Genomic DNA, 24,454 nt, shown 5'->3' with positions numbered 1-24,454 from the left:
GATTATGCCAGAGCCTCCCAGAAAAACTCCACGCGTACACTACGACCATCGTCTGACCAACGGGCCTGATGGCTCAGCTGACGCACCAGGCTTACGCCGCGCCCGGACAACCGATCACAGTCCACGGGCCGTGCCAACACCCGGGCAACATCGAAACCTTCGCCGCTGTCCTCGACCTCGATAACCAGACGGCCACCGTCGCCGTTTGGCGTGACGTGCAGATGCACCCGCACGTAACCGGCGCTCAACTCATCCAGACGCGTATTGCGATCGTTGTAATAACGTGCAAATCCTGACGCGTCGCGCTTGAGGTCCGAGTCGAGCCCCAGCACCCCGTGATCCAGAGCGTTGGAGTAGAGCTCCGACAGAACACTGTAGAGGGCGCCACTCTGCGCCCGAAGCCCATGGACCTCAAGCAGTAACTGCAGCAGATACGGCATCGGGTTGAAGCGCTTGAGCGTCTGCGCCCGGAACTCGAAGCTCACCGACCAGTCCAGCGGGCTCGATTGACCGCTATCGGAATAGACCGGTGGCGGCGGGTTGAGTTGCGTCGCGGCGACCAGGCTGACCTCGACCATGCTGAAATCGTCCCGGGCCTCACCGCGAAAGTCCCGCAGGGCCTGCTGGATGTCCTCGAACAGCAGGTCTGGCTCGCGGTTGGCCGCGAACACCTGCTGCAGACGCTCCACGCCGAACAATTGCTCGTCATCGTTAGCGGTGTCGATCACCCCGTCGGACAGCAGGAACACCCGGTCCCCCAGGGACATGGGGTGCACTTCGGTGCGGTCGTCGAACAGTTGCGGCGAGAGCACACCCAACGGCAGGTGCCGCGCCGGCAGCGGCGTGCGCGCCCCGCTCAGGCTGTCATGCAGGTAGCCATCGGGCATGCCGCCGTTCCAGACCTCCACCGTGCGCCGTTGGAAGCTCAGGCACAGCAGGGTCGCGCAACAGAACATGTCCACCGGAAGGATGCGTTTGAGCTTGGCATTCATCTCCCGCAGGATCTGCGCCAGGCCGTAGCCCTTGGCGGTCATCCCATAGAACACTTCGGCCAGCGGCATCGCACCGACCGCCGCCGGCAACCCATGCCCGGTGAAGTCCCCGAGCAGGATATGCATGTCGCCGGCGGGGTTGAACGCGGCCAGCAACAGGTCGCCGTTGAACAGGGCATAGGGCGATTGCAGGTAACGGATGTTCGGCGCGCTCAGGCAGCCGGAGTGGGCGATCTTGTCGAACACCGCCTTGGCGACGCGCTGCTCGTTGAGCAGGTAGTCATGGTGTCGGGCAATCTGGTCGCGCTGCTCTACCACTGTGGCCTGCAACCGCCGCAGACGGTCCATGGCCTTGATCTTGGCGGCCAGGATCACCTGGTTGTAGGGTTTGGCAAGAAAGTCGTCGCCGCCGGCCTCCAGGCAACGCGCCAGGCCTTCGCTTTCGGTCAACGAGGTGAGAAAAATGATCGGGACCAACTGATCCCCGGCCAACTGCTTGATTTTCTGCGCGGCCTCGAAACCATCCATGACGGGCATCATCGCATCCATCAGCACCAGGTGCGGGCGCTGCTCCAGATAGACCTCGACCGCTTCGGCGCCATCGGCGGCAGTGAGCACCTGATGCCCTTGGCGGCGGACGATGGTCGACAACAGCAGGCGGTCAGCGGCACTGTCCTCGGCAATCAGGACTGTCAGTGATTCGGCGGCGGACAACATGGCTGTATCAGGCTTTGCCCGAGGATTGCCCTGCCTGCTGCCGTCCCTCCGCCGACTTGTCTTCTTTCGGGCTGTTGATATCGAACAGCTTCTCGAAATTGGAGATCGCGAGGATCTTGCGCACATCCGCGCCGCAATTGATGACACTCACGTCGGCGTCCTCGCCGCCCGCGTAGTCGCGCAGCAACAGCAGCATGCCCAGCGCGGAGCTGTCGAGGTAAGTGGTGTCTTTCAAGTCCACGACATAGCTATCAAGCTGTGCATTGAGTGTTTCGTACTTCTCGTAAGACTGCCGAAACTCTTGATGGAGCTTGAAATCGAACCGCCCCTTGACCGAAATCGTCAGCTTTTTTCCATTGCTCGATAATTCGGTAAAGACTTGTATCGCTTGAGCTTGCATAGCTGGCTTCCCTGTCATGGACATACGTGTACAAGGTTTAGCACTTGGTCGAAGCCTGAGCAAGGTTTCACAGCATTCACTCTAAAAACTCCATGATCAGTACGGATTCTGTCGCGGCAGGCGCTGGGACAATTCATCCAGCAGCTTTTGCTCGCGCTTGTCTTCCAACTGCCGTGCTTCATCGATATAGCGTTGCACCAGCTTGCGCAGGCCTTCGACCCGGGCAAACGCCTCTTGCCAACTCTGGCGGGCCTTTTCCAGATTGTTCTGGTGCCAGACCAGGCTTTGTCGTTGCTGGTCGATCGCGGTGCCCAATTGTGCAAGAAACCCTTGGTAACCCAGCAGCCATTGCCCGGAGACACCGTGGCTGCCACGGGTGATCCACTGTTCCTGGTATTCGAGGCGAAAGTTTTCCAGGTCGGCCAGCTTACTTTCGGCAACCGCCACCTGGCCCTGGAAATAGGCCAATCGCTGGACGGCGGTTTTCTCGGCCTTCTCCGCCATCTCGACCACTGGCGCCAGACGCGCCGCACGACTCGTGGCCATGATCGGTTACCCGCCGGCGATCGGCGTGAAGATACTTTCCAGGTGCGCTTCGCTGGCGCCCAAGCCAATGTTGTCGTTCAGGCTCTGGCGCAGGTAGACGGACATTGCCGGGTAAAGATTGATGGCGATGTCGGTCTCGCGATCACCGCCGGGCACGTAGGCGCCCACGCTGATCAGGTCCCGGCTCTGCTGGTAGCGCGACCAGTACTGCTTGAACTGCTGGGCGCGCTTGAGGTGTTCGGTGCTGATGACCGACGGCATGACCCGGCTGATGGACGCCTCGATGTCGATGGCCGGGTAATGCCCTTCCTCGGCCAGGCGCCGGGACAGCACGATGTGACCGTCGAGCACACCCCGCGCCGAGTCGGCGATAGGGTCCTGCTGGTCGTCGCCTTCGGACAACACGGTGTAGAAGGCGGTGATCGAACCACCGCCCTTCTCCGCGTTACCGGCGCGCTCCACCAGTTTCGGCAGCTTGGCGAACACCGACGGTGGATACCCCTTGGTGGCCGGCGGCTCGCCGATGGCCAGGGCAATTTCCCGCTGGGCCTGGGCGAAACGGGTCAGCGAATCCATCAGCAACAGGACGTTCTTGCCCTTGTCGCGAAAATACTCGGCGATACGCGTGCAATACATGGCCGCCCGCAGGCGCATCAACGGCGCATCGTCCGCGGGCGATGCCACGACCACCGAACGCTTGAGGCCTTCCTCGCCGAGGATGTGCTCGATGAACTCCTTCACCTCGCGGCCCCGTTCGCCGATCAGCCCGACCACGATGATGTCGGCTTCGGTGAAACGGGTCATCATGCCCAACAGCACACTCTTGCCCACGCCGGTACCGGCGAACAGACCCAGGCGCTGCCCGCGTCCTACCGTCAATAAACCGTTGATGCAGCGGATGCCCACGTCCAGTGGAACGCTGATGGGGTCGCGCTTGAGCGGGTTGATCGTCGGGCCGTCCATCGGCACCCAGTCTTCAGCCTTCATGCCGCCCTTGCCGTCAAGAGCCCGTCCGGCACCGTCCAGCACGCGCCCGAGCATGCTCATGCCCATGGGCAGGCGACCGGTATCGGCCAACGGCACGACACGTGCGCCCGGAGCGATCCCGGCCACGCTGCCCACCGGCATCAGGAAAACCTTGCTGCCGGCAAAGCCCATGACTTCGGCTTCAACCTGCACCGGGTGATAACTGTCGTCGTTGATCACCATGCAGCGACTGCCCATGGCCGCGCGCAGGCCTTCGGCTTCGAGGGTCAGGCCGACCATGCGCAACAGGCGCCCTTCGAGGATCGGTTGGCCGGCCAGTTCGGTCGCCTCGGCGTAACTGCCCAGGCGCTTGCCGAAGCTGGTTCGCTCAAGGCGCATCGCGGTCGTCCGCTGTCGTTGCAACCGGTTCGACGCCTTCGAGGTCGATACCGGCGGCGCCCTTGGGTTCGTCCGGCAACTCCAGGCTCAAATCGCTGGGGGCCGGGTGCAAGGCTTGCTCGTGCAATTGGTCGAGCAACTTGGCCATGACTTGGTTGATGCGCGTCTCGACGGTCGCATCGATGCGGCTGTGCTCGGTTTCCACCCGGCAACCGCCCGGCAGCAACGACGCATCCTCGACGATGCGCCAGGTTTCTTCGTGGCGCTCGCGCAGGGCTTTGACCAGTTCGAAATCCTGGGGATTGATGTACAGCCGCACATTGCCCACGCCCAACGGCAACAGCTTGAGGGCTTCACGCATGACATGCTCGATCTGGCTCGAATCGATCGCCAGTTCGCGCTGAATCACCTGCCGGGAAATATGCTGCACCAGGTCCACCAGGGACTTCTCGATCTGGGTGTCCTGTTCGGCGATCGGCTCGAACAGGTTGACCATCAGCGATTCCAGCGCCCGGAGCTTGGCCGTCAGCGCCACATCGGCTTCCTGGCGAACCTTGAGGGTGGTGCTATGGAAGCCTTCCTTCTCGCCGACGGCAAAGCCTTCGTTATAGGCTTCCTGACGAATGCTCTCGACTTCCTCAAGGGTCAGCGGCTGGACTTCCTCCAGCGGTACTTCCTCGATTTCCGGCAGTTCTTCCACCGGCTCCGGTTCAGGCTCGGGCACATGGGGATCGAAGCTGGGCAGCGACCAGACGTCGAAACCACCGACGTCCCGGGCGCGGATCAGGTCGCTGGGTGACTCATCGCTCTTGGCAGACATAACGACCTTAGATCATCTCTTCGCCGCCCTTGCCACCGAGCACGATCTCTCCGGCTTCGGCCATGCGGCGGGCGATGGTAAGGATTTCCTTCTGCGCAGTTTCCACGTCGCTGACGCGCACCGGGCCCTTGGCCTCGAGGTCGTCGCGCAACAGTTCCGCCGCCCGTTTGGACATGTTCTTGAAAATCTTTTCCTTGACGCCTTCGTCCGACCCCTTGAGGGCCAGGACCAGCACATCGGAAGACACTTCGCGCAACAGCGCCTGGATGCCCCGATCGTCGACGTCCGCCAGGTTGTTGAACACGAACATGAGGTCTTCGATCTGGCCGGACAGGTCTTCGTCGAACTCGCGGATCGAGTCCATCAGCTGGCCTTCGATCGAGCTGTCGAGGAAGTTCATGATGTCCGCCGCACGCTTGATACCACCCAGGGTGGTGCGCGAGGCATTGGAGTTGCCCGAGAACTGCTTCTCCAGAATCTGGTTCAATTCCTTCAGGGCCGCCGGCTGCACGGTGTTGAGCGAGGACACCCGCAGGATGATGTCCAGGCGCACCTTGTGGTCGAAGTTGCCCAGTACTTCACCGGCCTGGTCCGGGTCGAGGTAAGCCACCACGATGGCCTGGATCTGCGGGTGCTCGTAGCGGATCACGTCGGCAACGGCGCGCGGTTCCATCCACTTGAGGCTGTCCAGGCCACTGGTGTTGCCACCCAGCAGGATACGGTCGATCAGGCCGTTGGCCTTGTCCTCGCCGAGAGCCTGGGTCAGCATCTTGCGCACGTAGTCGTCGGAGCCGACGCCCAGGCTGGTCTGGTCGCCGACGATGTCGACGAACTCGCTCATCACCTGTTCAACCTGCTCGCGATGCACATTGCCCATCTGCGCCATGGCCACGCCCACGCGCTGGACCTCCTTGGGCCCCATGTGGCGCAGCACCTGGGCAGCGTCGGTCGAACCCAGGGACAGCAGCAGGATCGCGGCTTTGTCGACCCGGGACAATTTGGCAACAGCGGCTCGATTATCACTCATCTGCGTTAATCCACTCTTTCACGACCTGGGCCACACGACCCGGATCTTCTGCCACCAGACTCTTGATGGCGTTCAACTGTGCGTCATAGCCTTCGCTCGGGCTTGGCAGCAGAATGCTCTGCGGCCCGCCAAGGCTGACGCGATCGTTAGCCAATTCGCCATCCAGGCCGCCCATGCCGCCCAGTTCTACGTCACCCAGGCCTGCCAACTGCTTGCTCTTGCCGCCGCCGGTAATGTTGTTGAGCACCGGACGCAGCACGCCGAACACCAGGATCAGGATGAACAGCACGCCCAATATCTGCTTGACCACATCCCAGAACCAGGGTTGCGAATAAAACGGAATATCGGCGATCACTTCCCCGCGCTCCGAAGAGAACGGCACGTTGATCACGCTGACGCTGTCGCCGCGGCTGGCGTCGAAACCGACGGCGTCCTGCACCAGGCGGGTGAAACGCGCCAATTCGTCGGCGCTCCAAGGGGCACGGCTGGTTTCGCCGTTGGCCGGATTGACCTTGACCTGGTCGTCCACCACCACGGCAACCGACAGGCGGTTCAACCGGCCCTGCTGTTGCTTGGTGTGACTGATGGAACGGTCAAGCTCGAAGTTCTTGGTCGACTGCTGACGCTTGTCGGCCGGGTACGGCGCCAGCATCGGCTGGCCAGTGGCCGGGTCCATGATCTGCTGGCCGTTGGCGTCCACCAGTGGCTGGCCTGGCTGCACCATGCCGGCGGCACCTGCGGCACCTCCCGTGGTTTGCGGCGCGCTGGCCGGCGATGGCGGCTGGTTGCTCAGGGCACCCGGCACGCCTTGCGGGCCATTGCTGGCGGTACGTTGTTCATTCACCGACTGCTCGCTGCGCAACGCCGGCTGGTCCGGGTTGAACTGCTCGGAAGTCGACTCGACTGCACTGAAGTCCACGTCGGCCGACACTTCGGCCTTGTAGCGGTCGTTACCCAGGATCGGTTGCAGGATGTTGTGCACCCGCTGGGTCAACATGCCTTCCATGCGGCGGCTGTAGTCGAATTGCTTGCCGGCCATGGTGAGTTCGGAGTTTTCCGCCTGGTCGGACAGCAGATTGCCTTTCTGGTCGACCACGGTGATCTGCGATTTGCTCAGTTCAGGGACGCTGGTGGACACCAGGTTGACGATGGCCAGGACCTGGCCAGGCTCGAGGGAGCGGCCGGCGTACAGCTCAACCAATACCGACGCACTCGGCTTGCGCTCATCGCGCACGAACACCGAGCTTTTCGGGATCGCCAAGTGCACACGGGCGGCCTTGACGTTGTTCAGGCTGGAAATGGTCCGTGCCAGCTCACCTTCCAGGCCGCGACGATAACGGGTCGCTTCCATGAACTGGCTGGTGCCCAGGCCCTGGTCCTTGTCGAGGATCTCGAAACCGATGTTGCCGTCTTTTGGCGTCACGCCCGCCGCGGCAAGCTTGAGGCGCGCACGGGCGACATCGTCGGCCTTGACCAGCAAGGCACCGGAATTGGGTTCGACGGTATAAGGAATGTCGGCGGAAGACAGCGTCTCCATGACTTGCTTGGCATCCATGCCCTCCAGACTGCCATAGAGGGGACGGTAGTCCGGCTGCTGGGACCACAACACCACGGCAAAACCAATCGCCACGCTGGCAGCCAGGCCGACCAACAGGCCAACCTGACGCAACATGGTCATCTCGGAGAGATTTTCCAGGAAGGACAAGCCGAACAGCGGCGGTTTGCCGTCTGGTGCGGTGGCCTTGGCTGGAACGTTATCTACGGCTGCTTCTGCCATGACTCAATAGTTTCCTTAAACCGGCATCTGCATGATGTCTTGATAGGCTTGAACCAGTTTGTTGCGAACCTGGGTCAACGCCTGGAACGAGACACTGGCTTTCTGCGAAGAGATCATCACGTCTGTGAGGTCGACACCACTTTTGCCCATTTCAAAAGCACTGGCTAATTGGTTCGACGCCTGCTGGGTATCGTTCACTTTATTGACGGCCTGACCGAGCATGTCGGAAAAGCTGCTGCCACCCACCTGGGGGACCGCGACCGACTTGGGCTGCGCCATGGCGTCCATTTGCATGGCCCGCATGTCCAACATCAATCGATTAAATTCAATACCTTGGCTCATGGTCTACTCTCTTTGGCGGCCCGCATTTTTTTGACACTTACTCAGCGGGTACCCAGGTAGTAGCAACAAGGGTGCCAGCTCGATGACCGCAATAAACAAATGAGTGGGAGCAAGCCTGCTCGCGGAAGGGGTGGGCCAGACAACATCTGTATTGTTTGACCGAGCGCTTTCGCGAGCAGGCTCGCTCCCACAAGTGAATGACTGGTTTACACGCCTCAACTGGCGAACAGGTAGGCCTCTACGTCCATGCCGGCGTCGCGCATTTGCGCCAGCTTGTAGCGCAGTGTGCGAGGGCTGATGCCCAGGCGCTCGGCGGCTTCCTTGCGGCGGCCGCGCTCGGCCCGAAGGGTGTCGATGATCATCTGGAATTCACGCCGGCGCAGGTCATCTCCCAGGGCGCCGGCCGACTCGCCTTCCACTTCGACCGCAGGCGCCGCAGCCACGGTTGAAACCACTGACAAGGCCGGCAATGGCGCGCAGGCCACCGGGCCGGCCAGGCAGAAATCTTCCGGCTGGATCACACCACCCTGCTGCAGGATCAACGCCCGCTGAATGGCGTTATCCAATTCGCGGACATTGCCCGGCCATGGATAAGCGATCAGGCAAGCCTGGGCCTGCGGAGAAAACCTGGCGGCCGCGTGCTTCATTTTATTGACGTGCCTGGCCAACAGCCGCTCGGCCAGCGGCAGGATATCGGCGGTGCGCTCGCGCAGCGGGCGCCAGGCCAGCGGAAAGACCGACAGGCGGTAATACAGGTCCTCACGAAAACGCCCCGCCGCCACTTCGCCGGCCAGGTCGCGGTTGGTGGTCGCCACCACGCGGATATCCAGGCTGATGGGCTTGCGTGCCCCCACCCGCTCCACTTCCCGCTCCTGCAACACCCGCAATAACTTGGCTTGCAGCCCCATGGGCATCTCGGAAATTTCATCGAGCAGGATCGTGCCGCCGTCGGCCTGCTCGAACTTGCCCGCCTGGGCAGCGATGGCGCCGGTGAACGAACCCTTTTCATGACCGAACAGCGTAGCTTCGAGCATGTTGTCGGGAATCGCCGCGCAGTTGATGGCGATGAACGGCTCGTTGGCGCGGTGCGATTGCTGGTGGATATAGCGCGCCAGCACCTCCTTGCCGGTACCGGACTCCCCGGAAATCAACACGGTCGAATCACTGCGCGCCACCCGCGCGGCCAGCTCCAGCAACTGGGCACTGGCCGGCTCGATGGCCACCGGCCCTTCGCGTTCGGGCCCGAGACTGCCCAGCGCATGGCGAGCCACCAGGTCCAGCAGCGCCTTGGGCTCGAATGGCTTGACCAGATAATCGGCGGCCCCCTGGCGCATGGCATCCACCGCGCGCTCGACAGCACCGTGGGCCGTCATCAGCAGCACCGGCAGTTGCGGCTGGCGGACACGTAACAGGCCCAACAATTGATGGCCGTCCATGCCCGGCATATTGACGTCGCTGACCACCAGGCTGAACGCCTCCCGTCCCACGGCCAGCAACGCCTCTTCCGCCGACCCGACGGAAACATGATCATGCCCGGCCAGCATCAGCGTATCGGCCAGCGCTTCGCGCAGGGCTCGATCGTCTTCAACCAGCAGTACTTTGGTCGCCATGGCTCTCACTCCATTCCTGGCGCGCTGGAAAACAGCGGCAGGAGCACCGTCGCGCAAGTGCCGCGCCCCAACCGCGAGCGCAACTGCAATTCTCCCTGATGAGCACGGGCCACAGCCTTGACCACAGTCAGGCCAAGGCCTGTCCCGGTGGTCTTGGTGGTGAAGAATGGTTCACCCAACCGCGCCAGCACGGCCGGCTCGATGCCACTGCCGCTGTCACTGACGCACAGGCGCAAGGTGTTGTCGCGGGTATAGAGGTGCACTTTCAGCCGGACATCGCTGCCACTGGCCTGGATCGCATTTTCAATGAGGTTCAATACCGCGCCCACCAGCGTGTCGCGGTTGCACAATATGTCCCCGGCATGGCTGTCGCACTGCCAGCGGATCGACAGGCCCTGCACATGGGTCAACGCGGCAGCCTGCAATGATTGAAGCAGCGCCTTGGGAGTCACGCGGTCGGTCAGCGGCAGCTCGCCGCGGGCGAACACCAGCATGTCACGCACCTGGTGCTCCAGCTCATGCAGGCGTTCCTTCAAGCGCCCGGCGAACCGTTGCTGGGTTTCCATCGGCAGGGGCTGTTCTGTCAGATGACTGGCGTAGAGCAGCGCGGCCGACAGCGGCGTGCGAATCTGGTGCGCCAACGACGCCACCATCCGCCCCAAGGAAGACAGGCGCTCATGGCGGGCCAGCTGATCTTGCAGGTGACGGGTTTCGGTCAAGTCGTTAAGCAACACCAGTTGGCCAGGCTCGGCGTCCAGCGAACGGGTCGAGATGGACAACCGTCGGCCGTCCTTGAGGGACACTTCGTGGCCGTCATCCTCGCGGGGCGCGAAGCAGCGGGCGATGACGTGGCGCCACAGCTCACCTTCCAACGGCAGGCCGAGCAACTCGCAGGCGGCCGGGTTGGCTTCGCGCACGCGACCATGGGCATCGATGACGATGACGCCCCCCGGTAGCAAGTCGAGAAGATTCTGCAAGCGATTCGCCAGACGCTCTTTTTCCGCCAACTCCTGCATGCGCTGGGCACTGACCACGGCCAGCTCCCCCTTGAGCTCGGTCACCCGGGCTTCCAGCAGGCTGTAGGAGTCCGTCAGTTGGCTGGACATCTGATTGAACAGCGAAAAGGCCTGCTCGAGTCCAAGCCGGCTCGCCTGTTCGGCGCTCGGCAGGTGTCCCGGATCAGGGACAGGAGACATCTGGGCTTGGGCGGCTTGGCTCATCGGGCTCTCTCGCTTGGCTGACCGTCAGTTAAACGGAACGTTGCGAGGGGTGTAGCAATACCCGTGCCGAGACAAAGAGCAAAGAAAAAGTGCATGTGTAGCGAGGGCGCTTGCTCCCGCCAGGACGTGCAGCGGCACTGTTTAGAGCCTGTCAGGCGAACCAGCAGGGACAAACGCCCCCACCTTCAACAGTCAGGCGCGTGGAAAACAGGCGTCAATCATCCGCCTGTTCATCACCTTCGCGTCGGCTCATGCCGTACTTGCGCATTTTTTCCACCAGGGTGGTCCGGCGAATGCGCAGGCGTTCCGCAGCACGGGCGACAATTCCGTTGGCGTCGTCCAGGGCCTGCTGGATCAGCCCTTGCTCCAGGCCGCCAAGGTAGTCCTTGAGGTCCAGGCCTTCGGGTGGCAGCAGGGCATTGGCGGTGAAGTCCGGCGTGTGGCCGTTGATCGCCACCCGCTCTTCCAGATCACTGCGCAGGCTGTCGACCATCTGCTCGTCTTCATCGTCGACATAGCGGAATTTTTTCGGCAGTTCGTTCACACCGATCACCCCGTACGGGTGCATGATCGCCATGCGCTCCACCAGGTTGGCCAGCTCGCGGACGTTGCCCGGCCAGCCATGCCGGCACAAGGACATGATCGCTGCCGAGTTGAAGCGGATCGAACCGCGCTTCTCGTGCTCCATGCGCGAAATCAATTCATTCATCAGCAGCGGAATGTCTTCGACCCGCTCACGCAGCGGCGCCATTTCGATCGGGAATACGTTGAGGCGGTAATAGAGGTCTTCGCGGAAACTGCCGATCTCGATCATGCTCTCGAGATTCTTGTGGGTCGCGGCAATGATCCGTACATCGACGCTTTGGGTCTTGTTGCTGCCCACGCGCTCGAATGTACGCTCCTGCAAGACCCGCAGCAGCTTGACCTGCATCGGCAGGGGCATGTCGCCGATTTCATCGAGAAACAGCGTGCCACCATTGGCCAGCTCGAAACGCCCGGCGCGGCTGGTGATGGCACCGGTGAAGGCGCCCTTCTCATGGCCGAACAGTTCGCTTTCCAGCAACTCGGCCGGAATCGCTCCGCAATTGACCGGCACGAACGGCGCTTCGCGGCGCTTGGAATGGTAATGCAGGTTGCGCGCGACCACTTCCTTGCCGGTGCCCGACTCGCCCAGGATCAGCACGCTGGCATCGGTATCGGCGACCTGCTGCATCATCTGGCGGACGTGCTGGATGGCCCGGCTGGTGCCGACGAGGCTGCGGAAAAGATTGGGTTCGCGGTGCCGGCCACGCTCGCGGGCCTGGTCGTACATCTCGCGATAGACCTGCGCACGGTGCAGCGAATCCAGCAACTTGCTGTAGCTGGGCGGCATTTCGAGCGTGGAAAGCACACGGCGACGCTGGTCTTCTGGCAAGTCAAGGGAAGAATTTTCGCCCATCAACAAAACCGGAAGGAACTCATCCCAGGTTGAGAGTGTCTTTAGCAAGCCCAATAGCGTAGCGGGAGCATTTACGGTCCCGATAAGGACACAAATGACTTCACGGCTGGACGACAAGGAGCCGACGGCCTGCTGCCAATCATGGCTGCCGCAGGGCAGATTTTCTTCGCCAAGAAAATTCAGGATCACCGCCAGGTCACGGCGGCGAACGCTATCGTCATCGATCAGGAGAATTTTGGTTTCACGCCACATGCAATAGCAACTTCCCTAGTCAACCCAATGCCCGAAATTAGGGGGCAAGCTAGACGCTTGCAGACTTGTCATGCCTGTAGACGCCTCAAATCTGTAAACAGATACTAGTTAAGTCAAAAAACCGTGCACAGTCAAATTTATGGCGCAGCGGCGTTGGATTAACTGAGCATTAACCGAACAGATGGTAAACCTTTGCAGCGTTCTGTGCTTGATGGACTTGCGACATCTCGTCGACGATTGCCTGGCGCTCCCCTGTCGCCGCCTCGAGCAACTGCTTGTAGACCCCCAGCAATTCCTCAAGATTGTTACGCAACGTCGCCTCGTCCACCCCGGATTCACTCAGGACGTCTTCCATGCACGAACGGCACGTCAAGTCCAACTGACCGATTGCCTCCCAGTTGCGCTGGGCCAGGGCATCGACCAACGCATCACGGGTTTGTTCTATTCGCTGCAAGACAAGACTCATGAGAGTGCTCCTTAGAATTGCGGACCAGGCGCGGCGATGCCATCCCAGCCTTCTTTGACCGTGCGCAGCAGATCGGCGACTTCGTCGAGGATCTTCGGATCGGTCTGGATGTTGGCGTCGGTCAGACGCTTGATCATGTAGGCATACAGGTTGTCCAGCTCCGTCACCGACTCGGCCTGGTTCTCCAGGTCCAGCCCTTCACGCAGGCCGCCGATGATGCCGATGGCCTTGCTGATCAGGATGCCTTTGCTGGCGATGTCCTTGCGCTCCATCGCGCCCTTGGCCTGGGCAATACGGTCCAGCCCACCTTCCATGAGCATCTGCACCAGACGATGGGGACTTGCCTCGGAGGTTTGCGCCTGGGCGCCAATCTTCTGGTATTGGCGAAGGGCCAACATCGGATTCATGTTCTACCTCATCAAAAATCTTCGGTTCGTATAAACAGCGTATCGACGCTGCGTCAAAAAACTTTAGACCGAAAAGCCGAAAGCCCGGAACGTTGTCAAAACGTTGCCGGGCTTTTTTGCATCGGTCGAAATCAGCTGTTTCGCTGTTGCGCCGTCAGAGCCTCGAACATCGAAGTGATGTTACTGGCCGTGGCCTTCAGCTTACCGACCAAGGTGTCCATGTCGTTGTACTTCTTGGTCAACGAGGCCGTCAAGGTCTCGACCCGGCGATCCAGGGCCGCCTGATCGCTCTTGAGGCGGGTCTGGGTCTTGGTCAGCGCAGAGGTCCGCTGGTCGAGAATGCCGCCGGTCTGGGTGAAGGGCTCGATCGCCTTGCCCATGCGCTCCAGCAAGCCGTTGGTACCGGTGAACATCGTCTGGACTTCACCGCTGAGTTTCTTGTCATTCATGGCCGTGTTGAACTTGGCGGTATCGAAGTTCAACGCACCCGTCTTCTGGTCGGTGGTAATACCCAGCTGGGCCAGCACCGTCAGCTTGTCGCCGGCGCCCGTCTGGGACAACGGTTCGCGGATCGTCGCCAGGAGCGAGCGAGGCAAAGAGTCACCGGTCAGCTTGGCCGGTATTGTCGGGTTGCCATCATCGTCCAGGGACGGCTTGGTCAGCGCAGTGACACTGTTGGCGACCGCGTTGTAGGCGTCGACAAATTTCTGGATCGAGGCTTTCAGGCCATCATTGTTCGGCGCGACGGTAACGGTTGACGTTCCGTCTCCTGGCACTCCGACCAGATTCAGGGTCAATCCGGAAATCGCCGTGCTCACCGTGTTGCTTGCGCTGGTCAGCTTCATGCCGTCGACGGAAAACACGGCGTCCTGGGCCAGGGCACCGATAGCGCCCGCCGAGGTGGCCGTCAGCGCAGCACCGTTGGCACCCACGACGTTCGTCCCATCGATCTCCAGCCCGGCGATGCCGCTGACCGAGATGTCGGAACCTGCGCCGGTGGTGGTGGAACCCAGCACCAGCCGCGAACCAAAGGAGTCGGTCACGATGTTGGCGCTCAAACCGGCGGCCTTCATGGACGAGTCGGCGTTGATCGCGTCACGCACCGATTGCAGGGTCGAACCATCCGGCACAGTGAGGTTGTAGTTGACCCCCTTCTGCGCGATGGTCAGCGTGCCGGAAGGGATCGCACTGGTCGTACCGCCGGCGAAAGCCGCCGAGGTGACCTTGGACGCCGTGGCGAGGTTGGTGACCTTGATGGCGTAAGTGCCGTTCACCGCCGTGTTGCTGGCGGTAGCCGTGAGGACACCGGGGACGGAAGAGGTTGCGGCAAAACCCGCGAATTGCGGGGTCCTGGTGTTGCCCAAGTCCTTCATGGCGGTGTTGAAGGCTGCCAGCAACGACTTCAGGGTTCCGACCCCCGAGATACTGTTGCTAGTCGTGGTGGTGGCTCGGGTGATCTGACCTTGCTTGGCAGCCTTGTCGGAATCGACCAGCGCCTTGACGATCTCAGTCGTATTAAGGCCAGAACCCAGCCCCAGGCCAGGTAGAATTGGACTTGCCATGAGGAACTCCCTTCAGTGTGTCGCCGGCCTTTTGACCCCTACAACGCCCAAAAGTACATAGCAACGAAATTCGTGCCGATTGTCAGGCTTCAGCGCTGAACAACAAGCTGTTTGCATCATTCAAACTGTTCGCCAGTTTCAGAACTTCTTCGTTCGGGATCTGGCGAATCACTTCACCGGAACCGCTGGCGATGACTTTGACCACTACTTTGCCTGAAGGCTCATCAATAGAGAACTCCAGATTACGCTTGACCGACTGGACGAACTTCTCGATTTCCTGAACGGCCTTCTTGAGTTTGTCTTGCTCGGCAGCAGCGTCCTTGGGAGTTTCCTTGACCGGTGCCACGGAAACAACATCGGCTTGAGGCTTCTCCACTGGCTTGTCGGCCACTGTAGGCGTCGGCTTCGCCGCTGGATAAGACAAGTTCAGCTTCACGCTCATATCCATGTCCATCACCTCTTGAACGGAAAAAGCGAGAGAGCACGCATGCGCACTCCCCCGCTAAAACTCATCCAGCTATTACTGAAGCAGCTTCAGTACAGCGGATGGCAGTTGGTTGGCCTGGGCCAGAACCGAAGTCGACGCTTGCTGCAGAGTCTGCTGCTTGGTCAGTTGTGCAGTTTCAGCAGCGAAGTCGGTATCTTGTACGCGACCCAGTGCAGCACTGGCGTTTTCGTTGATGTTCTGCAGGTTGGAGATGGTGCTGGCGAAACGGTTCTGAGCAGCACCGAGGTCGGCACGAGCACTGTTGATGGTGTCGATCGCGCTGGTGATTGCGTCCATTGCGGCCGAGAAGTTGGTTTCAGCAGTAGCGCTGTCGGAACCAACGATGGTGATTGCCGAGTCAACACCCAGGGCCGCGGCGTCGAAGCTGGCGCTCAGGGTCAGGGAGATCTGGTTGTCGGAACCGGTGTTCGAACCAACCTGGAAGGTCATGGTGCTAGCAGTACCGTCGAGCAGGTTCTTGCCGTTCAGGTTGGTGCTGTTGGCGATACGGGTCAGTTCGTCGCTCATCTGCGAGAACTCTTTGTTCAGAGCGATACGGTCATCTGCGCTGTTGCTATCGTTACGGGACTGGATGGCCAGTTCACGCATACGCTGCAGAATGTTGGTTTGCTCTTGCATCGCGCCTTCAGCGGTCTGCGCCATGGAGATACCGTCGTTGGCGTTTTTGATTGCCATGGTCTGACCGCGGATTTGCGAGGTCATACGGGTAGCGATCTGCAGGCCGGCGGCGTCGTCTTTGGCGCTGTTGATTTTCAGGCCGGAAGACAGACGAGTCATCGAAGTGGAGAGAGCGTCGGAAGCACGGTTCAAGTTCTTCTGAACGTTCAGCGAAGTAGTGTTGGTGTTTACTGTTAAAGCCATGACGAATTCCTCGTTGGTTGGGTACTGCGGCTTCCGGCCCTTTGGCAACCGCCGGGGTGTGGCCTAGAGAACCTTCGTAATAGTTATCGTCGGGTTGGGAACTTGCTTGAGGGCTTTTTTCAAAAAATTTGCTAGCAGACTGCCACCCCTTGATAAACAAGGGCTTAGCGTGGAGCGAAGCGCTGAAAAATGGCGTCAAAAACCTGAGCCATGAAATCGCAGGCAAAAAAAGAGGGAGCGGGCTTGCTCGCGAAGGCGGTGGATCAGCTTGTATCTGTGCTGAAGTACCGACGCCTTCGCGGGCAAGCCCGCTCCCACACTTATGTTCCGGTGTGAATCAGTCGCGATAGAGAATCGCCGATCCCCACGACAGGCCCACGCCGAAACCGCTGATCGCCACGCGCTTCCAGTCGGCATCCAGCACGTGCTTCTCCAGCAGCAACGGAATGCTCGACGATACGGTGTTGCCGGTCTCGACCATGTCCTTGATGAATTTCTCGGGCTCACCCTCGAAACGGCGCGCCACGGCATCGACAATCGCCGCGCTGCCCTGGTGGATGCAGAAGGCATCGATGTCGCTGGCTTGCAGCGAGGATTCATCGAGCAGCTCGTGCAAATGGGCCGGCACTTTCAACAAGGCAAAATTGAACACCTGGCGGCCGTTCATGAAAAACACGCCGTCGCTGACCTTCAAGTGCGGCGCGCCGGAGCCGTCGGTGCCGAACTTGGACTTGCCCAACTGCCAGTTGGCCCCTTCGGCCATCCAGGTGGCCGTGGCGGCATCGCCGAACAGCATGGTGGTGTTGCGGTCTTCAGGGTCGACGATCTTCGAATAAGGGTCAGCCGTCACCAACAGGCCGTTCTTCAGCCCAGCGGCCTCCATGAAGCCTTTGAGAGCGTAGATACCGTAGACGTAGCCCGAGCAGCCCAGCGAGATATCGAATGCCGCCACGTGAGTCGGCAGCCCCAGCTTGTCCTGCACGATGGCCGCGGTATGGGGCAGCCCTTCTTCGTCACCGTTCTGGGTGACCACGATCAGCGCGTCGATGGACTCGCGCGACAGCTGCGGGTTGTTGGCGAACAAGGCGTTCACGGCTTCGACACACAGGTCCGAGGTTTCCTGGTCGGCGTCTTTGCGCGGCAGGAACGCCGAACCGATCTTGCCAAGGATGAACTCCTCATCCTTCTCGAATTTGGCACCCTGAGCGTAGTTATCCACGCCAGCGGTCGGCACGTAACTCGCTATGCTTTTTATGCCAATCATCATGGCTTCCCGATCATAAACTGCGACTAGGTTCCACCCCCAAAAGCTCAGGGGCGCTTCAAAATGGTTGATTTCCAAGGGCGCAGGCCATTGCCAGGCAAACGAACGGGCCTCCACTCCGCGGAATACAATACAGTGAAGATGCACTTTATGACCTATGCGTCACGCCGTTTTGTCCCGCAGAGGCATTTTTTCATGACAAACGAAGCCGTGTCATTGCCCGCGTCCGTCAGAGACTGCGGGCAGGCATCGGGTGATGAGTGGGGTACTTCGGCAAGTGCGCCGGCAGGTTCACCCTGCCGACGCTGAGCAGCGAGGTCAGGCGGCAGGTTCGTCGAGCAGGTCGGTCCACGGTACGTTGCGCACCGGTCCCAGGGCGAAACCCGCACCTTGCAGCGACAGGTTGGCGTTGTAGAAACGGTCCTGAGCGAACGCCTCGGACCACTTGCCACGCAGCGCCGCAAGCGCCTCGGGCGTACTGGCCAGCACGCCGGACTGGATGACCTGCACATGGGGCGTCCAGACCGTCAGGTAACCCGCCTGGCCCACCCTGAGGCACAGGTCGACATCCCCCAGGGCCTCGTCGAACAGTCCGCTGTCGATGCCGTCGGCCGCGTTGAACAACTGCCGGGAAATCATCAGGCAGGCGAACGACACCGCCGAACAGTTCTGCTCGACAACCAGCCTGTTCATGTAGCCCTTGGCGGTTTTCGATTCGCCGATGAAAGGCGAGCCCACCTCGTCATTCAAGCCCAGGATCAAGCCAGCCTGGCTGATACGCCCATCGCGCTCGATCAGCCTGGCGCCGACCACACCGACTTCCGGACGCAAGGCCTGGTTGAGCAACGACTCGATCCAGTTGACGTTGAGCACCTCGCTGTCGGCCGCCAGGGTCACCAGATAGTCACCCTTGGCCTCCTGGCTGACGGCGTTGATCAACGACCCTGTCGCGACGCCGGGTTCGATCTCCAGCAACCGCACCCGACTGGCCTGATGCCCCTGGCCACCGAGCCAGGTGCGCAGCGTCGCGTGCTCGGCCGCCACGAGCGGGACCAACACCTCGTAGCGCTGATACCGGGTGCGTTGCAGCACGCTGAGCAAGCAGCGCTGCAGCGGCGTCAGGTCGGTGATGCCATGGACGATGATCGACACCATCGGACGCTCGGCAAAGCGGTAGTCGATCTTGTGTGTCCCCGGCACCGACGCGCTCACATCGGCTTGATAACCACGCACCGCCAGGTGACGCAGCAACGTCTTGCGTTCATCGGCGTTGTCTTCCACCGCCGGCGCCTGGCAGGTCAGCAAAGGCTCATCCAGGTGGGCAAGCCCTTCCAGGCCGTCCTGCTCGATCAAACGCAACAGCAGGTCGAACTCCATCGCTTGCTTGAACTCGCGGGAATAGCCGCCGAGCCTGACCAACGTCTCACGGCGTACCAGCCAATGACGGGCCATCAAGGCCGGGGCGTTCAGCAGCAAGTCGAGGTTGAACCCTGGCCGGAACACATCGGCCAGCGTCCCGTCGGGCTGACGTTGGAACTCATCCATTGCCACAGCCTGGCACTGTGGAGCGCCCAGCAATTCCACACCCGCGCGGAACAGGCCGCCCGGCGTCAGTTCATCACCGGCCTCGGCCATGACCATCCAATCGCAATCGCTTTGGCTGACCACCTGGTTGATCTTGTCGACGTAGTTGCTTTCGTTGACCTTGACGAAATGCAGGACATTCTTTGACGTGGTCTCGGCCGGCAGATCGCCGGTGGTAAACACAACAATCTTGAACGCCCGGCAATAGCCATTGATGACGCTGTCGAACGTCGCCTGCATCTTGAAGATGTCGGCGTCCAGGTCCAGGATCAAAATGCCGAACGTCGGGCCACCGTTGCGGGCGGCCAGGTATTTGGAGACTTTCCGGGCGTCACTGGCGCTCGGCTCACGCGCTTCGAGCCAGGCCAGCAATTGGCCGGAGCGCGTGGTGTCGAACAACCTCGCGGTATTTTCAAACGCCGCCGCCTTGAGCCGTTGGTCCCAGGCCTGGAGCATTTGCACGTAGCGCTTGTCACCCTTGGCCTGCATGAGTTCGAGCAGTTGCTTGATCAGGTCCTGGTTGAACGCATAGCTGAGGAAAGCCCTCGCCAGTTGTTCATCAAGCGGCTCGGCGCTGGCATTGCGTTGGGGGCGAGACAGCTCCTTCTGCTTGAGCATGACCGCTTCCAGCTCCCTCAACTGCACCTGCCCGCTTGGCGCCGCATGAAGCAGGAATTCCAGGTCGGTGAGTTCGTCAAAGAACGCCCGGTTATAGAAAGGCATCTCGACGTATTGCGTCGGTTCGAACCGGCGAACCGGTTCGCCACGCCGCGAATCCCAAGCGGACTCCAACAGCTTGCCGGACTGCGGCACCGAGCGCTCGGCCAGTTTCTTCACGATGGTTTTGGCGTGCTCGCGCGTCGAGGCTCCCGCACCCAATGCGCTAGCCAACGTCGTGGCCAGGCGTTCCTGTTCGGCGGCCGCGCGCAGGTCCTGGGAACCCGGCACTGCGGACGGGCTTCGCGGCGGCGCCACGCGACCGCGTTCATGCACACCGTACGGAATGTCCAGCAGGCGCACCGAGGCTTCGCTCACCACACCATAGGTATGGCCGGCTTCCTGCAATCGCGAATCAAAACCGGTGGGCAACGACGCGTAGCTGCGCCGCAGGGTTTCAGTGCGCACGAGGGCATTGGCCAGCGACGGGCAATCTTCGGCAAACGCAGCCAGCCGCGCTTCGGTCGATGCTCCGCGGTAGTCATCACTGCCCTTGCGGTCGAACAGGTAGTAGTCGACGCGATCGGCGTGGGCCTCGAACGCCAGGCTGTAGCCCTGGCAGGCACTGTAGTCGGGGTGTGCCTCAAGGAACTGAAACGCCTGCTCGAGCGCTTGGGGCAGCAGGAAATCCTCGGCATCGGCCACTGCCAGGTAAGGCGTGGCGACGCGCTCGACAGCCTGGCGAACCTTGTCGCCGAAACCCGTGGCCGTGGGTGCATGCAGGTATTGCACGCCTGGGAACGCTGCCGTGATGTCGCCGCCGGGTTGGCTGGACGAGTCGATGACCAGCACGGCGAATGAACCGTCGCGGTAGTGGTGCAACGCCCGCCGCAGGGCAGTCGACTGGTCGTGAGCGAGCAGCACCAGGGTCAACCGTTCATTCAACGGCGCAGACGATCCTGTTGGGACATTGCTTTGCATATTCATTCCTTAACGAGTGGGTGACCGCATCAGCGACACCGGGAGTTTCAAGGTTGAAACCCATCAATCCGGCAGCCAGCCGTTGGCCCAGTACTGCAGGTTATCGCCGCGCAAGATAAAGTCGCGCAGCACCACTTCACGTAATTCGTCGCCCATCCGGTAACTGGCAATCGGGTCTGCCAGGTGCATGCGGATCGCCTCCAGCCATTCTTCGCTGCTGTTGGTGAGAATCCGCGTACAAGGCAAATGCCCCCGGTAAGCTTCGGTATCCGAGCAAATGACCGGATAGCCACACGCACCGTACTCCAGCAGGCGAAGATTGCTCTTGCAGTCATTGAAAACATGAAACTCAAGCGGCGCCAGGGCCAGGTCAAGGTTCAGGCTGGCAAGCTTTGCCGGATACGCCGCCAGGCTCACGCCAGGATGGAACTCATGGATATAGGGCTTGAGCAGATCCGGGCACATGCCGAAGAAAACCCATTCGACTTCGTCAGCCAGTTCACGCACGACATCTGCAATGAGCTCCAGGTCGCCACGGTGGCTGGTGCCGCCGCCCCAACCGATACGCGGCTTGCTGGAGGTGGCACGCAGGCTTCTGAGCTGGTGCCACAGGCCGGCCGCCAACATGTTCGGCACCACGCGGATATCGTGGTGCATGCTGGACAAGACGTCCGCCAGCGGATGGGTGGAAACCACCACCCGATCACACTGGGCGATCCCCCGGCGTAGCAAGTCTTCGAGGTTGTCCGGCATATTGCGACGGTGTTCGTTTTTTTCCGGGACGTTGGCGATGTAGTCATCCAATTCGTAGATGCGCATGGCCTTGGAGTAATTCTTGACCTGGGCGATGTCCTTGAACTTACCCACGTTATAGCGACCTTGAAGCACGATCACATCGGGTGACTGACGCTCGATATCGATGATCGAGGGCGTATCGTAGGCAACACGTCCCACGATCCGCCCTGCCGCTTCCAGTTCGAACAACGGCTGGCTGACCCGGTAGTGCCCCACCGCCGAGGTATTGACCGCCATCCCCAGGATCGAAGGCACGTTGCGGGTAATCAACGGATTCCAGCCGGTGCGGGGTCCGGGTTCGAGGCTGAAGCTTTTCCCGGTCAGGGTCAGGTTACGGTTGTAGGCAGGATCATTGGCGATCCTGGGCAACCAGCGCTGATAGAACGCCTCCTGCTCGTGCTCCAACCGCTGCTTCCAGGAGGCATCGCGACTGGCTTCCACGCCAGACGCCAGCACCACGTCACTGTAAGGGGTGGTGACGATCAGGTAACCGTTTTTCCCGACCTGCTGGCACAGCTCCAGGGCGTTGATGCGCTGCGTCGTGATCGACTCATCGAACCCACCGGTCTCCTCCAGCACCTGCTTGCGCACCAACAGGCAGTGATCACCGACAGCGCTCCAGTTCTGCACGGTCTGCAAGCGTTGCATATAGCCGCCTGACGTGACCGACTCGTTGACAAAGGCCCTGCCCGCCAGGCCACCGAGCCCCATGATCATGCCGGAATCGATGACCCGCCCTTGCTGGTTGAGTGTGCGGGGCCCGACGATGCCAACCTCGGGACGCTGCCCATGATTGAGCAGCTCGTCCAGCCAGGCGGCTTCCAGCACGATGCAATTGGGGTTGAGCAACAACAGGTATTCACCGCGGGCCTGCTGCACGGCGAAGTTGCGGATAACGGCTTCGTTGTCGCTTCCCGGGTGGGTGAATATTCGCAGGGTGTCGCTGCCCAATTCGGCCATTGCCCGCAACCAATGTTGCAGCTCGGCGTTCTCGCTGGCGTTATCGACGATGATGATTTCGTAGTGCGGATACGTGGTCGTGCTGATCAGGCTGTTGACGCAGCGTTCCAGCGCGCCCAGGTCATCCTTGACGCTGATGACGATCGACACCAGCGGCCGCTCGTCGAACAGATATTCGATGCGCGGGATCAACGCCAGGAGCGGCCCCGGATGCAGCCGGTGCGGTACGCCGATGCGCTGCAGGTGAGCGCCGACCAGCCGGGCGTTCTGCTCGATGACCTCGGGCAGCGAGAGCCATTGGGCGAACGAGAACATCGACTCGACCTGGACCTCGGGAATATGCCCAATGACTTGCGGCCCGTCCGTTTCCACCAGTCGCCAGACCAGGTCATGGGGGGCCAACTCGCCCAGGCTCGGATCGAACCCACCCGAGCCCAGGAATCGCTCGCGCTCGAACGCCAGTGTCCGACCGACATAGGGATAGCCGCGCATGAGGTCGACGTTGAAGTCGGGCTTGAAGATCGGCTCGGCCGATTTTTCATCCACCAGCGCGCCTTCATCGCTGTAGAGACAGACCGCACCCGGCGAACCGACAATCCGGTCGGCCATTATCAACAGCGCCGATTCGGTCAGGCGATCGCCGGCCTGCAGCAGGTAGAACCAGTCGGCACCGTCCAGCTGGGGCAGCAAGCCATTGAGCTGCTGCGCCCAATCTGCTTGCAGCCCAAGGCGCAGGACATGGTTGTCCAGTGACTGGCGACCATTGGACAACACCAGCACCGATTCGCAGGCATAGGCCTGGGCAGCAATACTCTGCAGGGTAATCCCCAGCGCATAGGCATCGTCCTGCGCGTCGATGATGACGGGGACTATCCTCGGACGATAGGCCCAGCGGGCGATCTGTCGAGACAGGACTTGCTTGCGCAATGGGCTGAAACGCCGGCACTCCAGCCACTGCACGTAGAGGTCTGCGTAGCTTTCGATGTCCGTACCGACTTGCGAACCGATAACGCCCTGCCGGGTCGCAATGATCGAGTAGACGTTGACCTCCTCCCACTCCGGTGCCCCCGGCTCCTTGGGCTGCCCCAGCGTCTGGTAACGCACCCAGCCACTGGCGGGCGCCGGCTCGCCACTGCGCTGGGCGAGCATTTCCTTGAGCCATGTCAGTTCCACCGTGGCCGCATCGAGCATCTTGGGCTGACGCCCCAGGCGATCCGGATGCAACCGCTGGCCGCTGCCCTCGGCATAAAGCTGGACCAGGTTGCCGCGGCGCAACAGGCAGATGAACAAGGCAAAGTCGAGGACAGCCTCGAAGCCTTCACCGGCCCGCGCCAACGCGGGCAGCAAGGCCTCGGCATCGGTGCGGCGCATTAACGCACCACTGAAGCCGCCGAGAATATTACGGGTGGTTTTTTCGAAATACGCCAGCATGTCAGTGCCGTTGAACAGCGCATCGAATTGGGTGATGCCGGTGTTTTCCAAGCGGATCGGCAAGGCGTAATTGTCGGCATCGATCAGGTGATGCTTGCTGACCACCAACGACACTTGCGCATGCTCCTGCAGCATCGCCGCCTGCTGGCTGACGCAGAGCGGCAACAACTGGTCGTCATCGCACAGGAACTTGATGAATTCGCCCCGGGACTCTTCAAGGCAGCGCAACAGGTTCTGCTGGAATCCCAGCCGCTGCGGGTTGCGCAGGTAGCGCACGGGGACGTTGGAACCCGCGCCAAGGGTCTGGACAATCTGCTCCACTTCATCGGTGCGACAGTCGTCGCAGATGACAATCTCCAGGTTCTCGTAGGTCTGGTCGAGCGCACTTTGCAAAGCGAGAGTGAAGAAGCGTGGGTTGAACGCGGGGATGGCAATACTGACAAGAGGAGCTGATTTCACACGCATGGCTCTC

General features: G+C 61.1%; 18 protein-coding genes and 1 pseudogene. All 19 read right to left on the bottom strand.

Features of this window, described 5'->3' with window-relative positions:
- Positions 1 to 2: 2 nt before the first annotated feature.
- The 19 genes and pseudogenes from KI241_RS07445 to KI241_RS07355 all read right to left on the bottom strand — a co-directional run bounded on the left by KI241_RS07445 (position 3) and on the right by KI241_RS07355 (position 24,441).
- Positions 3 to 1,709 (bottom strand): fused response regulator/phosphatase, encoded by a 1,707-nt coding sequence (locus tag KI241_RS07445; protein WP_042731735.1) that lies wholly within the window; start codon positions 1,707 to 1,709, stop codon positions 3 to 5.
- A 73-nt stretch (positions 1,710 to 1,782) separates the two neighbouring features.
- Positions 1,783 to 2,094: pseudogene (locus tag KI241_RS07440) on the bottom strand (STAS domain-containing protein); the annotation flags it as partial.
- Between the two features lie 111 nt (positions 2,095 to 2,205).
- Positions 2,206 to 2,655, bottom strand: coding sequence for a flagellar export protein FliJ (fliJ, locus tag KI241_RS07435; RefSeq protein ID WP_042731734.1), 450 nt, complete (start codon positions 2,653 to 2,655; stop codon positions 2,206 to 2,208).
- A 6-nt stretch (positions 2,656 to 2,661) separates the two neighbouring features.
- A complete protein-coding gene (gene fliI, locus KI241_RS07430; RefSeq protein WP_042731733.1) occupies positions 2,662 to 4,020 on the bottom strand; it encodes a flagellar protein export ATPase FliI in 1,359 nt (452 codons plus the stop codon).
- Complete coding sequence (gene fliH / locus KI241_RS07425) at positions 4,010 to 4,840, bottom strand: flagellar assembly protein FliH (RefSeq protein ID WP_123578557.1); 831 nt, start codon at positions 4,838 to 4,840, stop codon at positions 4,010 to 4,012. Before fliH ends, fliI begins: the two co-directional genes overlap by 11 nt.
- 7 nt (positions 4,841 to 4,847) lie before the next feature.
- The gene (gene fliG / locus KI241_RS07420; RefSeq protein ID WP_024778656.1) at positions 4,848 to 5,867 is read right to left on the bottom strand and encodes a flagellar motor switch protein FliG; all 1,020 of its coding nucleotides are present in this window, start codon (positions 5,865 to 5,867) and stop codon (positions 4,848 to 4,850) included.
- On the bottom strand, positions 5,860 to 7,644 hold the full coding sequence (gene fliF, locus KI241_RS07415; RefSeq protein ID WP_042731731.1) for a flagellar basal-body MS-ring/collar protein FliF: 1,785 nt from the start codon (positions 7,642 to 7,644) through the stop codon (positions 5,860 to 5,862). Before fliF ends, fliG begins: the two co-directional genes overlap by 8 nt.
- 15 nt (positions 7,645 to 7,659) lie before the next feature.
- Positions 7,660 to 7,986 carry a flagellar hook-basal body complex protein FliE gene (gene fliE / locus KI241_RS07410; protein ID WP_042731730.1) on the bottom strand — a complete coding sequence of 109 codons (327 nt, stop codon included), beginning with the start codon at positions 7,984 to 7,986 and terminating at the stop codon, positions 7,660 to 7,662.
- Positions 7,987 to 8,201: 215 nt separating this feature from the next.
- A complete protein-coding gene (locus KI241_RS07405) occupies positions 8,202 to 9,596 on the bottom strand; it encodes a sigma-54 dependent transcriptional regulator (protein ID WP_047737636.1) in 1,395 nt (464 codons plus the stop codon).
- Positions 9,597 to 9,601: 5 nt separating this feature from the next.
- The gene (locus tag KI241_RS07400; RefSeq protein ID WP_185057655.1) at positions 9,602 to 10,792 is read right to left on the bottom strand and encodes an ATP-binding protein; all 1,191 of its coding nucleotides are present in this window, start codon (positions 10,790 to 10,792) and stop codon (positions 9,602 to 9,604) included.
- A gap of 238 nt (positions 10,793 to 11,030) precedes the next feature.
- Complete coding sequence (locus tag KI241_RS07395) at positions 11,031 to 12,506, bottom strand: sigma-54 dependent transcriptional regulator (protein ID WP_042732558.1); 1,476 nt, start codon at positions 12,504 to 12,506, stop codon at positions 11,031 to 11,033.
- Positions 12,507 to 12,675: 169 nt separating this feature from the next.
- On the bottom strand, positions 12,676 to 12,972 hold the full coding sequence (locus KI241_RS07390) for a hypothetical protein (RefSeq protein ID WP_042732557.1): 297 nt from the start codon (positions 12,970 to 12,972) through the stop codon (positions 12,676 to 12,678).
- Between the two features lie 11 nt (positions 12,973 to 12,983).
- Complete coding sequence (gene fliS, locus KI241_RS07385) at positions 12,984 to 13,379, bottom strand: flagellar export chaperone FliS (RefSeq protein ID WP_042732556.1); 396 nt, start codon at positions 13,377 to 13,379, stop codon at positions 12,984 to 12,986.
- 131 nt (positions 13,380 to 13,510) lie between these two features.
- The gene (gene fliD, locus KI241_RS07380; RefSeq protein WP_047737639.1) at positions 13,511 to 14,941 is read right to left on the bottom strand and encodes a flagellar filament capping protein FliD; all 1,431 of its coding nucleotides are present in this window, start codon (positions 14,939 to 14,941) and stop codon (positions 13,511 to 13,513) included.
- Between the two features lie 82 nt (positions 14,942 to 15,023).
- The gene (locus KI241_RS07375; RefSeq protein ID WP_047737641.1) at positions 15,024 to 15,389 is read right to left on the bottom strand and encodes a flagellar protein FlaG; all 366 of its coding nucleotides are present in this window, start codon (positions 15,387 to 15,389) and stop codon (positions 15,024 to 15,026) included.
- Positions 15,390 to 15,461: 72 nt separating this feature from the next.
- Positions 15,462 to 16,310 (bottom strand): flagellin domain-containing protein, encoded by an 849-nt coding sequence (locus tag KI241_RS07370; protein ID WP_042729463.1) that lies wholly within the window; start codon positions 16,308 to 16,310, stop codon positions 15,462 to 15,464.
- A 337-nt stretch (positions 16,311 to 16,647) separates the two neighbouring features.
- Positions 16,648 to 17,574: a ketoacyl-ACP synthase III gene (locus KI241_RS07365; RefSeq protein ID WP_042729478.1), complete on the bottom strand. Its 927-nt coding sequence runs from the start codon at positions 17,572 to 17,574 to the stop codon at positions 16,648 to 16,650.
- A 318-nt stretch (positions 17,575 to 17,892) separates the two neighbouring features.
- A complete protein-coding gene (locus KI241_RS07360) occupies positions 17,893 to 20,796 on the bottom strand; it encodes a TIGR00180 family glycosyltransferase (protein ID WP_212803519.1) in 2,904 nt (967 codons plus the stop codon).
- A gap of 63 nt (positions 20,797 to 20,859) precedes the next feature.
- Positions 20,860 to 24,441, bottom strand: a complete 3,582-nt coding sequence (locus KI241_RS07355) for a glycosyltransferase (protein ID WP_212803862.1) — start codon at positions 24,439 to 24,441, stop codon at positions 20,860 to 20,862.
- Between the last annotated feature and the right edge of the window lie 13 nt (positions 24,442 to 24,454).

This window comes from Pseudomonas sp. Cab53, from assembly GCF_018325965.1.
GTDB lineage: Bacteria > Pseudomonadota > Gammaproteobacteria > Pseudomonadales > Pseudomonadaceae > Aquipseudomonas > Aquipseudomonas chlororaphis_E.
The sequence above is the reverse complement of the archived record's forward strand: the minus strand, read 5'-3'. Positions and strand labels throughout refer to the sequence as shown.